Origin of the sequence: Streptomyces sp. AC602_WCS936 (assembly GCF_019049125.1) — a bacterium.
Taxonomy (GTDB): domain Bacteria; phylum Actinomycetota; class Actinomycetes; order Streptomycetales; family Streptomycetaceae; genus Streptomyces.
Genome location: NZ_JAGMUF010000066.1, coordinates 213277 through 225519, shown reverse-complemented (window position 1 = coordinate 225519; position 12243 = coordinate 213277). Strand labels below are relative to the sequence as shown.

Here is a 12243-nt window from a genome sequence, read left to right as displayed (position 1 = left end):
GTCTTCGTGCGGTACGACTGTGGTTCCGCCGCCAAGGTAGGAGACTTCCGCTTGACATGTCCATACTTTGTCATCGATGTGTTCAAAGTGGCCTGGCGCGAGGTCCTGCGGAAGGCGGGCCTGCTTGCTCAGTCGCGTCGGCCCGTCCGGACGCGCCGGTGGCTCCAGGCGAGCAGGGTGAACAGGACGATGCCGGAGATGATCAGGCTCGCCCCGGTGGCCCATCCGGAGTACGGCAGCCGGGGGACCAGGCCCCAGGTCACGCCCGCGCCGACGAGGCACAGCCCGGCCGCGACCGAGCCGGCGATCCGCCACGGTGACGAGACGCTCTCCTCGGCCGCGCGCATCGCCTGCCGGCGGACGGGGGCGACGAACCGGTCCAGGGCCGGCACGGCGCGCGACAGCAGCACCATCCCGGCGAACACGAGCAGCAGGCCCGGCCCGGGCAGCACCAGCAGCGCGACGCCGACCGCCACCAGTACGGCCCCGAGGGAGCCCAGGACCGCTCGCCGGACCGCTTCGACGCTGCGCGCCATGCCGCCGCACCTCCCCGGAGTCGGCCCGAGTTCCCGTGTGTATCAGTGTGCCCAACCTTAGGCACGCGACGAGGTACCGGCGATTGCGCCCGGCTGGCAAGGTGCTCCCATGAATCACGTGGTCGTCGAGGGCGACTTCATGGGCCAGGTGCACCCCGCTCCGGAAGGTGACCCTCACCGGTCGCGCATCACCGAGAGCAACCTGTCGGCGGTGTGGGCGAACTGCGCCCGGCTCGGCCACCGTCGCATGATCTACACGAACACGGTGAGCGTGCTGCCCGAGGCGGAAGGCATGTTCCGGCGCGCGATGGGGGCGGGCGTGCGGCTCGTCCGGGTCCTGCTCACGGCGTCCGACGCCACCGCGTGGGAACCGACGGGCGCCGGGTCGTGGACATCGCCCGGGAGGTGGTGGGCGTGACGGGGTGGACGGTGAGTGGATGACGCCCACTGTTCAAATTTGACTAAAGTGGGCGCATGGCCGAGAAGACGATCCCGATTCTGCCGTGCCGGACCCTCCAGCCCGTTCTCGACTTCTACACCGCCCTCGGATTCGAGGTGACGTACCGGCAGAACAGCCCCAACCCGTACGCGGTCGTCGAGCGCGGCGGCATCGAACTGCAGTTCTTCGCGCTCAGGGCGCACGAGCCCGCCGCGTCACTCGGTACCTGCTACGTCCTCACCGACGACGTGGACGGGCTGCACGCCTCCTTTCGGGCGGGGCTCAAGGCGGCGTACGGCAGGATCCCCACGCGCGGGCTGCCCCGCATCGGGCCGCTCAGGGACATGTCGTACGGGGTGCGGCAGTTCCTCATGACCGACCCGGGCGGCAACTGCGTCCGCGTCGGACAGCCCGCCGCCGATCCGCGCCACCGGCGTGCCCCCGAGGAGACCTTCGCCCGTGCCCTGCACCACGCCCTGCTCCTCGCGGACTCGAAGGAGGACCCGGCGGGCGCCGCGAAGGTCGTCGACCGGGTGCTGCGCCTCGATGACGAGCGGCCCACGCCGGTGCAACTGGTCCGGCTCCTCGTGCTGCGGGCCGACGTCGCCGGGCGGCTCGGCGACGAGGGAGCCAAGGCGTCGGCGCTCGCCCGGGCGGCCGCCGTCCGACTCACCGCCGGGGAACGGGAGTCGGTCCGCGAGGACCTCGAACGTCTTGCCGAGCTGCGTGACTGACGCCTCGTCACCACGCTGCACTCCACAAAAGCGGAGCGAGGCAGAGAGCTTGTACGCCCCATCGACGTACGACCGCATCACTGCTACACCTGCGTCACATGCACCACCTGCACCCACCGTCCAAGGAGGAGCATGTGAGAGCACGTCGCGCGGCCGTCCGAAGCACCTCCGCGCTCATCGCCACCCTCGCCCTGACCGCCGGCCTGGCCGGCCCCGCCGTAGCGGCGGGGGAGGCGCAGGCCCCGCCGGTCGCCACCGCGACCGACCCCGTCACGCACGAGGAGAACGACCGCGTCCCCGAGGGCTCGGTCTGGACGCAGCACTACTTCCCGTCCTCCGACGACTCCGGCACCGAGTTGCACGCCGACGTCCTGCTGCCCGAGGGGCTGTCCCGCCACGAGAAGGTGCCCGTCATCCTCTCGGTCGGTCCGTACTTCGCCCACGCCGGGCAGACCGGCCCGGAGGGCTGGAGCCACACCGGGCCCTCGTCCCGCTTCCAGGACTTCGTCGAGGGCACCGACCTGTTCGACGAGGGGTACGCCTTCGTCATGGTGGACCTGCGCGGCTTCGGCGGCTCCACCGGCTGCCTCGACTGGGGCGGACCCGGCGAACAGGCCGACGTCGGGGCCGCGATCGACTGGGCCGCGAAGCAGCCGTGGTCCACCGGCGCGGTGGGCATGTACGGCAAGTCCTACGACGCCGTCACCGGCCTCATCGGCAACAACCTCGACCAGCGCGCGCTCAAGGCCGTCGTCGCCCAGGAACCCCTGTGGGACATGTACCAGTACATCTACTCCAACGGCGTGCCCCGCCCGAACGTGACCGGCACCGCCGGCGCGTACAACTCCATCGCCACGATGCCCCCGATGGCGGACGACGACCCGCGTTACCGGGCGAACGCCCGTTACGAGCAGGCGCGTCCTGAGTGCCTGACGGAGAACTCCGCCGGGTACCGAATAGCCGACCAGCGGGACGAGCACTGGACCTCCCGCGACCTGGCCCGGATGGCCAGGGGCAGCGACACACCGCTCTTCGTCACGCAGGGCTTCATCGAGCCCAACACCAAACCCGAGGAGATGCAGGAGTACCTCGACAACCACAAGGGCCCCGAGCGCGGCTGGCTCGGCCAGTGGGACCACGTGCGCGGCGGCGACCGCACCCCCGACGGGCGCCTCGCCATGGGCCGCGAGGGCTGGTACGAGGAGACCCTGTCCTTCTACGACCAGTACCTCAAGGGCGTCACGCCGGAAGTCCGCTACCCGGCCTACGCCGTCGAGGACTCCACGGGCGCCTGGCGCGCGCAGCGCACCTGGCCGGTCACGGAGCGGTCGGTCACCCTGCCGCTCGGCGGCGGCTCGTACGTGGACGACGGCGGCGCGTCCGCCCGCGCGGCGCTGACCGCGTCCGGCACCCCGGCACCGCGGCCGCCCGCGCCGCCGGCCGGCCGGTGGGACATGGAGAACGCGCCGGCCACCGAGCACACCGCCCCTGAGGGACTCGCCGCGGAGGCGGCGAAGCGGCAGCGGGGCGGTGAGGTCGGCTCCAGCTTCTTCGTGTGGTCGAAGCCGCTGAAGAAGGCGGTGCGCGTCACCGGCACCCCGCAGGTGTCCCTGACCGCCAAGGGCGAGGGCAACATCATGCTCAAGCTGTACGACGTCGCCCCGGACGGCACCGCCGTCATGTTCGACGAGCAGGTGTCCCTCGTGGACCCGGGCCGGCTGACCGTCGACCTGAAGGCCACCGACTGGACGCTGGCGGCGGGGCACGTCCTGGCCGTGGAGATCGGTTCGATCCAGACCGGCTCCTGGCGCGACACGCCCTCCGGCGAGACCGTCGAGGTGCGGGGTGCCAGGCTCCGGCTGGCCCTGGACGACCCCGCCGACGACGTCGCCACCCCCGGTGAGCGCTCGCCGTTCCTCGACACGTACCTGAGCCGGTACACGGTGGAACTGCCCGCCGGCCCGGGCACGTTCACGGTGGTCCGGGGCGGTCGCCGCTGACCCGGGGCCGTCCCGCCGGCGTCGTCCGGGTCAGGGACGGCTGGTGAGGTATCCGCCCATGGAGGTGAAGTACTCCGTCGCGGGCAGCTCCCGGCCGTCCTCGGTCCGTACCCGGGTGATGGCCAGGCCGTGGTTGCGGCCGGTCCGCGCGTCGGCTCCGGCGACGATCACCACGCCGTCGCCCTCGCGGTAGAAGACGCGGCCGGGAGTGCCGCCGTAGCGTCCCTGGGACACCACTGCGGCGAGCACTTCCAGCCGCCTGCCCCGGTGGTAGGTGAAGGCGCTGGGGTAGGGCTCGGACTGGGCGCGGACCAGGCGCTCCAGATCCTGGGCCGGCCAGCCCCAGTCGATCCGGATGTCCTCGGCGGACCGTTTGTGGAAGAAGCTGGCCCGGGACCGGTCCTGCTTGGTGAACTCGGTGCGGCCGGCGGCGATGAGACCCAGTGCGCCGATGGTGACCGGGGCGATGAGCTCGACGGTCTTGTGGAAGAGGTCGGTCGCGGTGTCCGTCGGCCCGACGGGCACCGCCTCCTGCCGGACGATGTCCCCGGCGTCGAGCTCGTCGTTCATCATGTGCGCGGTGACGCCCACTTCGGACTCGCCGTTGATCAGCGCCCAGATCAGCGGGGAGAAGCCGGCGTACTTGGGCAGCAGCGAGTCGTGCACGTTCAGCGTCCCGTGGCGCGGCAGACCGAAGATGTGCGGGGGGATCCATGTCCGCCAGTTGTTCGCCACGATGATGTCCGGGTCGGCCTCCTTGAGGCGTTCGAACAGCTCGTCGTCGTCGGGGCGGTTGCGGATCAGCACCGGGACGCCGTGCTCCTCGGCGAGGTCGGCGACGGAGTCGCTCCAGATCTTCTCGTACGCGTGCTCGCTCCTGGGGTGCGTCACGACCAGCACCACGTCGTGTTCGGAGTCCAGGAGCGCTTGCAGGGTGCGGTGCCCCCAGGTCTGGTAGCCGAACATGACGACCCGCATGGGGTTCCTCCTCGAGGCAGGGGACGGCCCGGGCAGTAAAGCAAGGCTTACCTTAGTGGAGAACGGCCTTGCGTGGCACCCCAGTTGGAAGCGGAGGCTTCAGGTTCGCCCTATCGACAGCCCGCGCCGCATTAGCTTAGGCTCACCTAAGTTTCGGCGGCCGCGGGATGGGAGTGACATGTCACAGGTTCTTCCTGATGACGCAACACTGGTCCACGACCTCATTGGCATCGGCTTCGGGCCGTCCAATGTCGCCATGGCGATCGCACTGAGCGAGCACAACGCACGCCCCGACGGACAGGAGCCGGTCACCGCCCGTTTCTTCGAGCAGCAGCCGCGCTTCGGCTGGCACCGGGGCATGCTGATCGACGACGCCACCATGCAGGTGTCCTTCCTCAAGGACCTGGTGACGCTCCGGAACCCGGCGAGCGAGTTCAGCTTCCTGTGCTACCTCCAGAGCAAGGGACGGCTGATCGACTTCATCAACCACAAGAACCTCTTCCCGCTGCGGGTCGAGTTCCACGACTACTTCGAGTGGGCCGCCGCCAAGGTCGACGACATGGTCTCCTACGGCCACGAGGTCGTCGGCGTCGCACCCGTCGAGCGGGACGGGTCCGTGCGGCACCTGGAGGTGACCGTCCGTTCGGGGGAGGGGCTGGAGGTGCACCGGACCCGCAACCTCGTCATCGGCACCGGTCTGCGTCCCCTCCTGCCCGAGGGCGTCGAGCGCGGCGACCGCGTCTGGCACAACTCCGAACTCCTCTCCAAAGTGGATGCGTTGGAGGGCACCTCGCCGTCCCGGTTCGTCGTCGTCGGCGCCGGACAGAGCGCCGCCGAGAACGTCGCCTACCTGCACCGCCGCTTCCCGCGCGCCGAGGTCTGCGCGGTCTTCGCCCGCTACGGCTACAGCCCCGCCGACGACAGCGGCTTCGCCAACCGGATCTTCGATCCCGCGGCGGTGGACGAGTACTTCGCCGCGCCCGCCGGTGTCAAACGCCGGCTGATGGACTACCACGGCAACACCAACTACTCCGTGGTGGACATCGACCTGATCGACGACCTGTACCGGCAGATGTACCGGGAGAAGGTCCTCGGCACCGAACGGCTGCGCTTCCTCAACGTCTCCCGCCTCACGGAGGTCAAGGAGACGCCGGAGAAGGCCCGGGCCACCGTTGTCTCCCTGGTCACCGGAGAGGAGACCCTGCTGGACGCGGACGTCGTGGTCTTCGCCACCGGCTACCGCCCGGCCGACCCCCTCGGCCTGCTCGGCGAGGTCGCGGACCGCTGCCTGCGCGACGACGAGGGCCTGGTCCGGGTCGAGCGCGACTACCGCGTCGCCACGGACCCCGGCCTGCGCTGCGGCATCTACCTCCAGGGCGGCACGGAGCACACCCACGGCATCACGTCGTCCCTGCTGTCCAACACCGCCATCAGGGTCGGGGAGATCCTGCGGTCGCTCCTCGGCCGGGGCGTCGGGTCCGCTTCCGGCGCGACCCGCACGGTCACCGACGGGACCGGCAGCGCGGCGCGTTAGTGTACGTCGCCATGACCACGACTGCGGCCCGGAGCGCGGCGCCCCCGGGCACAACACCGGCACGCCGAAAGCGCGTTGTGGGCCTCGGTGTGCTCGTGGCGCTCCTGGTGGTGGCCTCGGTGGCCTCCCTGGCGGTCGGCGCGCGCGCCTTGAGCCCCGCCGACGTGTGGCACGGGTTGCTCGCCGAACCCGGGCCCGACCAGCGGCTCACCGAGATCAGGCTCATCGTGCAGACCGTGCGGGTCCCCCGCACGGTGCTCGCGGTCGTGGCGGGCGTCGCCCTGGGCGTCGGCGGCGCGCTGATCCAGGGCTACACGCGCAACCCCATCGCCGACACCGGTCTGCTGGGCGTGAACTCCGGTGCCTCGTTCGCCGTGGTGACGGGGATCGCCCTGTTCGGGTTCACCAGCCCGTTCCAGTACGTCTGGTTCGGCTTCCTGGGCGCCGCGGCCGCCGGTGTCGTGGTCTTCGGGCTGGCGAGCATCGGCCGGGGCGCCGGTAACCCGCTGACGCTCGCCCTGGCCGGGCAGGGGGTCACCGTGTTCCTCGCGGCGATGACCACCGCCGTCGCCCTGTCGGACAAGGAGTCGCTCAACGCGCTGCGGTTCTGGAACGCGGGCTCGGTGGCCGGTGTCCGGTTCGACGTCATCTGGCCCGTGGCGGCGTTCATCGCGCTCGGCCTGCTGCTGGCCCTGTCCACGCTGCCCGCGATCAACCTGCTGAACCTGGGTGACGACGTGGCGCGGGGGCTGGGGCTGAACATCGTACGGAGCCGGACCGTCGGCATCGTCGCCGTCACCCTGCTGGCGGGCGCGGCGACGGCCGCCTGCGGGCCCATCGCGTTCCTCGGGCTGATGGTGGCCCACGTGGCGCGGTACCTGACCGGCCCGGACTACCGCTGGCTGGTGCCGTACGCGGGGCTGCTCGGGGCCGTCGTCCTGCTGGTCTGCGACATCGTGGGACGCCTGGTGGTACGGCCGGGTGAACTGGACGCGGGGATCGTCGTCTCCCTCCTCGGCGCCCCGTTCTTCGCGGTGCTGGTGTGGCGTGGAAAGTTCAAGAGCGCGTGAACGGGGCGGACGTGAGGACCGATCAGGCGGACGCGAAGCCGTCCCTGGCGCCGGGCGTGCGGCTCGGCGGTGTGTCGTTCGTCTGGCGGCCCTGGCTGGCCGGCGTCACCCTGCTGCTGGCGGCGGGGGCCTTCCTGCTCTTCTGCCTGTCCATCGGCGTCGGGGACTTTCCCATCGCCCTGCCCCGGGTGGTCGCGACGATCTTCGGCAGCGGCGATCAGGTCGACGAGTTCGTCATCATGGACCTGCGGATGCCGCGTGCGCTGGCCGGGCTCGTCGTCGGCGTCGCGCTCGGGGTGTCGGGGGCGATCACCCAGTCCATCGCGCGCAACCCGCTGGCCAGCCCCGACGTACTCGGCATCACCAGCGGCGCGAGCGCGGTCGCGGTCTTCCTGGTGACCGTGTCGGGCGGCACCGCCGCGGCGATCACCGACTCCGTGGGCCTGTCGGCGGCGGCGCTCGCGGGCGGACTCGGCACCGGTCTGCTGGTGTACTTCCTGGCCTGGCGGCGGGGCATCGACGGCTTCCGGCTGATCCTCATCGGCATCTCGGTGACCGCCATGACGCAGGCGATCACGACCTGGCTGCTGGTCACCGCCGACATCAGGGACGTGGCCAGGGCCCAGGCATGGCTGGTCGGCTCGCTGGACAACCGGTCCTGGGACGAGGTGTCGCTCGCCCTGTGGTGCACGCTCGCCCTGCTGGCCGTCGTGGCGTGCGTCGCCTTCCAGTTCAAGCCCCTGCACTTCGGCGACGAGATCGCCGCGGGCCTCGGCGTCCGGTACGCGAGAGTGCGGGCCGTGCTGCTGCTGTGCGCGGTGCTGCTGGCCGGCGCGGCCGTGAGCGCGGCGGGACCCGTCCCGTTCGTCGCGCTGGTGGCGCCGCAGGTGGCGATGCGGCTGGGCAGACATCCCACGCCGCCCATGGTGGCCTCCGGCATGGTGGGGGCGCTGCTGCTGACCGGCTCGGACCTGGTCGCCCGCGCGGTGCTGCCGGTCTCCCTGCCCGTCGGTGTCGTCACCGCCGCGATCGGCGGGCCCTTCCTGGTCTATCTGCTGGTACGGGCGAACCGCCGATAGCTGGTACAAAGTAAGGCGAGCCTAAACAAGGGGGGCCCTGTGGTCGTTCAGTCCATCACCGGAGTGAAGCCCGGCACCGACCGTACCGACGGCGCCTCACGGCTGGCGGCCAGGGGCGTCACGGTCGGGTACGGCACCCGGACCGTCATCGACGACCTGGACGTGAACGTCCCGCCCGGTGTCGTCACCACCATCATCGGCCCCAACGGGTGCGGGAAGTCCACCCTGTTGCGCACCCTGTCGCGGCTGCTGAAGCCGGCCGGCGGAAAGGTGGTGCTGGACGGCGACGACATCGCGAAGCTCCGGACCCGGGACGTGGCGAAGAAGCTCGGCCTGCTGCCGCAGGCGCCGGTCGCGCCGGAGGGGCTGACGGTGTCCGACCTGGTCGCCAGGGGCCGCCATCCGCACCAGAGCTGGCTGCGCCAGTGGTCGTCGGACGATGCGGACGTGGTCGCACGCGCGCTGGCCATGACCGGCGTGTCCGACCTCGCCGACCGCCCGGTCGACTCCCTCTCCGGCGGCCAGCGCCAGCGCGTGTGGATCTCGATGACCCTGGCCCAGGGCACCGATCTGCTGCTGCTGGACGAACCGACCACCTACCTGGACCTGGCGCACGCGATCGACGTCCTGGACCTGGTGGACGACCTGCACGAGTCCGGGTGCACGGTGGTCATGGTGCTGCACGACCTCAACCTGGCCACGCGCTACAGCGACAACCTGGTCGTGATGCGGGAAGGCGCGATCCTGGCGCAGGGACACCCCCGCGACGTGATCACCGCCGAACTGCTGCACGAGGCCTTCGGGTTGCGGGCCAAGGTGATCGAGGACCCGGTGGGCGACCGGCCGCTCATCGTGCCGATAGGCCGGACCCACGTCGAACTCCACTGACTGACAGTCGGGTTGTGGTGGTGAGGGTAGGCTAACCTCACTCGATCGCGATAAGGTTTGCTGCCCTCAGACGGGGCGCACGGACAGCGCGACAGCAAGGGATCCCCGGATGCTCTTCCTCAGAACGACGCGTATCAGGCCCTGGCGACGACTGGCGGCGGCACTGTCCGCCGCCGCCCTCGGTGTCGGCCTCCTCGCGGGATGCGGTTCCGACTCCGACGACCCGGCGGACAAGGCGGGCGGCGACGCCCCGGCCGCCGGCGGCGACTTCCCGGTCACCGTGGAGCACGCGTTCGGCACCACGAAGGTCACCGAGGCCCCCAAGAGGGTCGTCTCCGTCGGCTACACCGACGACCAGACCATCCTCGCCTTCGGCATCAAGCCGGTCGGCATGGTCGACCAGTACCCGAACCCCGCGGGCCAGAGCCCCGACATCAACACCCAGTGGCCGTGGGTGAAGGACAAGTGGGGTGACACCAAGCCCGAGGTCGTCATGAAGAACGGCGACGACGGCCCCAACTACGAGAAGATCGCCGCCCTGCGCCCCGACCTGATCGTCGCGGTCTACTCCGAGATCGACCAGGCCGCCTACGACAAGCTGTCCAAGATCGCCCCGACGGTGGCCCGCACCAAGACCGAGAAGGAGCCCTTCAGCGCGCCCTGGCAGGACAACGCGCTCCACATCGCCAAGGCGCTCGGCAAGGCCGAGGAGGGCGAGAAGATGGTGGCCGACATCCAGGCCAAGCTCGACACGGCCAAGAAGGAGCACCCCGAGTTCGCCGACCAGACCGCGGTGGTGCTGTCCTGGTACGAGAAGTCCGTGGCGCCCTTCACCTCCACCGACGTACGCGGACGCCTCGTGACCGGCATCGGGTTCAAGTACCAGACGGAGATCGACAAGGTGGCGGGCGGCGACTTCTACACCACGCTCTCCCCGGAGCGGCTGGACCTGGTCGACGTCGACCGCATCTTCGTCATCAACGACCAGGCGGACCAGGACGCGCTGAAGAAGTTCGAGCTGTTCAACAACCTGAACGCGGTGAAGAGCGGCAAGGTGTCGTATCTGCTCGACAGCGAGGGCCCGGCGGTCGGCGCCGCCATCTCCCAGGGCACCCTGCTGTCCATGCCGTACGCCATCGACGAACTCGTCAAGGCGGCCGGGCAGGGGTGAACCGCACCGACACAGCCGTCGCCCCGGCGATCCTGCGCACGGCGACCGGACGCGAGGCCGCCCGCTGGGTCGGGACGCACTGCCGCGAGGTGCCGTGGCTGACGACCGCCACCGTGCTCACCACGGTGGCGGGAGCCGCGCTCCAGGTACTCCCGGTGCTGTTGCTGGGCCGAGTGGTCGACGCCGTGGTCGAGGGCGGACCGCAGTCCGTCCTGGTCACGATCGGGGCCCTGATGGTGGCCGCCGCGCTGCTCGGCGCGGCGGCCGGCGCGGCGTCGACGTACCTCATCGGGCGGCTCGGCGCCGACCTGCTCGCCCGGCTGCGGGAAGGGGCCGTGCGGGCGGTGCTGGGGATGCCCAGCGCCCGCATCGAGCAGGTCGGCCGGGGAGACGTGCTGTCCCGGGTCGGCGACGACGTGGCCGTGATCTCCAAGGGCATCCGCACCGCCGTCCCCACGGTGTTCTCGGCGGGTGTCCTCGTCGCCATCGCCACCGCCGGGATGTTCGGGCTGGACTGGCGGCTCGGTCTCGCGGGCGCCGGCGCGCTGCCCGCGTACGCGCTGGCCCTGCGCTGGTACCTGCCCAGGTCCGCGCCGCTCTACCAGAAGCAGCGCAGGGCGCAGGCCGACCGTGCACAGGCCCTGATCAGCGGACTCAACGGCATCGACACGGTCCGCGCGTACCGGCTGGAGGAGGCCTTCCGGGAGCAGGTCACCCGCGAGTCCTGGCGGGTGCGCGACCTCGGCATCGAGGTGTTCCGCTTCTTCGGCCGGTTCGTCGGCCGGGAGAACCGCGCCGAGTTCATCGGCCTGTCCCTGATCATCGTGGTCGGGTACGCCCTGCTGGAGGCCGGTGCCGCCACCCTGGGCGAGGTCTCGGCGGCCCCGCTGCTCTTCCACCGGCTCTTCACCCCGCTGGGCGCCATCATGTTCACCTTCGACGAGGCGCAGAAGTCGGGCGCCAGCCTCACCCGGCTGGTCGGCGTGCTGGGGGAGGAGGCGGAGGAGCGGCTGGTGGGCGACGCGTCCGCGACGGCGGACGCCGGGCCGTACCCGGTGACGGTGAAGGGGCTGACGTTCCGCTACCCCGACGCCGAGGAGCCGGTCCTGCGGGACGTCTCCCTGACCATCCCGGCCGGCGGTTCGCTGGCCCTGGTCGGGGCGACGGGCGCGGGCAAGACCACGCTGGCCGCGCTCATCGCGGGCATCGGGACCCCCGAGTCGGGGTCGGTGCGGGTCGGGACGACCGACCTGGCGTCCCTCGACGAGGCAGGGGCGCGGGCCCTGGTAAGCATCCTGACCCAGGAGACGCACGTGTTCTCCGGCCCGCTCGCCGACGACCTGCGGCTGGCCGCACCGGAGGCGACCGACGCCGAACTCGCGGACGCCCTGCGCACGGTGGGAGCCGGCTCCTGGGTCGACGCGCTGCCCGACGGGCTGCACACCGTGGTCGGCGAGGGCGGCGAACGCCTCGACGTCACCAAGGTCGCCCAGATCGCCCTGGCCCGGCTGGTGCTGAGCCAGTCGCCGGTGGTGGTGCTGGACGAATCGACGGCGGAGGCGGGCAGCGAGGGCGCCGCCGAGCTGGAACGCGCCGTGCTGGCCGCCTGCGCGGGCCGGACCACCCTCTTCGTCGCACACCGGCTGACCCAGGCCATGGCGGCCGACCGGATCGTCGTGCTGGACGCGGGGCGGGTCGTGGAGGAAGGCACGCACGAGGAGTTGGTCGCCCTGGGCGGCCGGTACGCGCGGCTGTGGCGAGCCTGGCGGGAAGGCAGCCAGGCGGCCTAGTTAGGTGACCCTAAGTCAGGCTAG

At 71.2% G+C, this 12243-nt stretch carries 10 protein-coding genes and 1 pseudogene; 9 read left to right on the top strand and 2 right to left on the bottom strand.

All coding sequences use genetic code 11. The features are described from left to right. Nucleotides 1–128 precede the first annotated feature (128 nt). Complete coding sequence (locus tag KUM03_RS22795) at nucleotides 129–536, bottom strand: PGPGW domain-containing protein (RefSeq protein ID WP_217251138.1); 408 nt, start codon at nucleotides 534–536, stop codon at nucleotides 129–131. A 109-nt stretch (nucleotides 537–645) separates the two neighbouring features. Between KUM03_RS22795 and KUM03_RS22790 the strand changes: the two are divergent. From KUM03_RS22790 to KUM03_RS22780, 3 genes and pseudogenes are all read left to right on the top strand, one after another. Beyond that, a pseudogene (locus KUM03_RS22790) lies at nucleotides 646–977 on the top strand (hypothetical protein). 33 nt (nucleotides 978–1010) lie between these two features. Further along, a complete protein-coding gene (locus KUM03_RS22785) occupies nucleotides 1011–1709 on the top strand; it encodes a VOC family protein (RefSeq protein ID WP_217251137.1) in 699 nt (232 codons plus the stop codon). A gap of 134 nt (nucleotides 1710–1843) precedes the next feature. Next, nucleotides 1844–3709 (top strand): CocE/NonD family hydrolase, encoded by a 1866-nt coding sequence (locus KUM03_RS22780; RefSeq protein WP_217251136.1) that lies wholly within the window; start codon nucleotides 1844–1846, stop codon nucleotides 3707–3709. A gap of 30 nt (nucleotides 3710–3739) precedes the next feature. Here KUM03_RS22780 and KUM03_RS22775 read toward each other — a convergent pair whose 3' ends face one another. After that, on the bottom strand, nucleotides 3740–4687 hold the full coding sequence (locus KUM03_RS22775) for a methionyl-tRNA formyltransferase (protein ID WP_217251135.1): 948 nt from the start codon (nucleotides 4685–4687) through the stop codon (nucleotides 3740–3742). Between the two features lie 178 nt (nucleotides 4688–4865). Between KUM03_RS22775 and KUM03_RS22770 the strand changes: the two genes are divergently transcribed. The 6 genes from KUM03_RS22770 (at nucleotide 4866) to KUM03_RS22745 (ending at nucleotide 12219) form a co-directional block, all read left to right on the top strand. Continuing rightward, the gene (locus tag KUM03_RS22770) at nucleotides 4866–6221 is read left to right on the top strand and encodes a lysine N(6)-hydroxylase/L-ornithine N(5)-oxygenase family protein (protein ID WP_217251134.1); all 1356 of its coding nucleotides are present in this window, start codon (nucleotides 4866–4868) and stop codon (nucleotides 6219–6221) included. Nucleotides 6222–6232: 11 nt separating this feature from the next. Further along, nucleotides 6233–7291, top strand: coding sequence for an iron ABC transporter permease (locus tag KUM03_RS22765; protein ID WP_217251133.1), 1059 nt, complete (start codon nucleotides 6233–6235; stop codon nucleotides 7289–7291). 11 nt (nucleotides 7292–7302) lie between these two features. Then, nucleotides 7303–8370: an iron chelate uptake ABC transporter family permease subunit gene (locus KUM03_RS22760; RefSeq protein ID WP_217251132.1), complete on the top strand. Its 1068-nt coding sequence runs from the start codon at nucleotides 7303–7305 to the stop codon at nucleotides 8368–8370. 39 nt (nucleotides 8371–8409) lie between these two features. Then, nucleotides 8410–9258: an ABC transporter ATP-binding protein gene (locus KUM03_RS22755; RefSeq protein WP_217251131.1), complete on the top strand. Its 849-nt coding sequence runs from the start codon at nucleotides 8410–8412 to the stop codon at nucleotides 9256–9258. A gap of 109 nt (nucleotides 9259–9367) precedes the next feature. Further along, nucleotides 9368–10429, top strand: coding sequence for an iron-siderophore ABC transporter substrate-binding protein (locus KUM03_RS22750; protein ID WP_217251130.1), 1062 nt, complete (start codon nucleotides 9368–9370; stop codon nucleotides 10427–10429). Next, complete coding sequence (locus tag KUM03_RS22745) at nucleotides 10426–12219, top strand: ABC transporter ATP-binding protein (RefSeq protein WP_217251129.1); 1794 nt, start codon at nucleotides 10426–10428, stop codon at nucleotides 12217–12219. The genes KUM03_RS22750 and KUM03_RS22745 overlap by 4 nt, the downstream gene beginning before the upstream one ends. Nucleotides 12220–12243: the final 24 nt, after the last annotated feature.

Bases quoted from the DNA above. Each gene is read 5' to 3' on its own strand.
- KUM03_RS22770 (WP_217251134.1), top strand. From the start codon at position 4,866: ATGTCACAGGTTCTTCCTGATGACGCAACACTGGTCCACGACCTCATT.
- KUM03_RS22785 (WP_217251137.1), top strand. From the start codon at position 1,011: ATGGCCGAGAAGACGATCCCGATTCTGCCGTGCCGGACCCTCCAGCCC.
- KUM03_RS22775 (WP_217251135.1), bottom strand. From the start codon at position 4,687: ATGCGGGTCGTCATGTTCGGCTACCAGACCTGGGGGCACCGCACCCTG.
- KUM03_RS22765 (WP_217251133.1), top strand. From the start codon at position 6,233: ATGACCACGACTGCGGCCCGGAGCGCGGCGCCCCCGGGCACAACACCG.
- KUM03_RS22750 (WP_217251130.1), top strand. From the start codon at position 9,368: ATGCTCTTCCTCAGAACGACGCGTATCAGGCCCTGGCGACGACTGGCG.
- KUM03_RS22795 (WP_217251138.1), bottom strand. From the start codon at position 536: ATGGCGCGCAGCGTCGAAGCGGTCCGGCGAGCGGTCCTGGGCTCCCTC.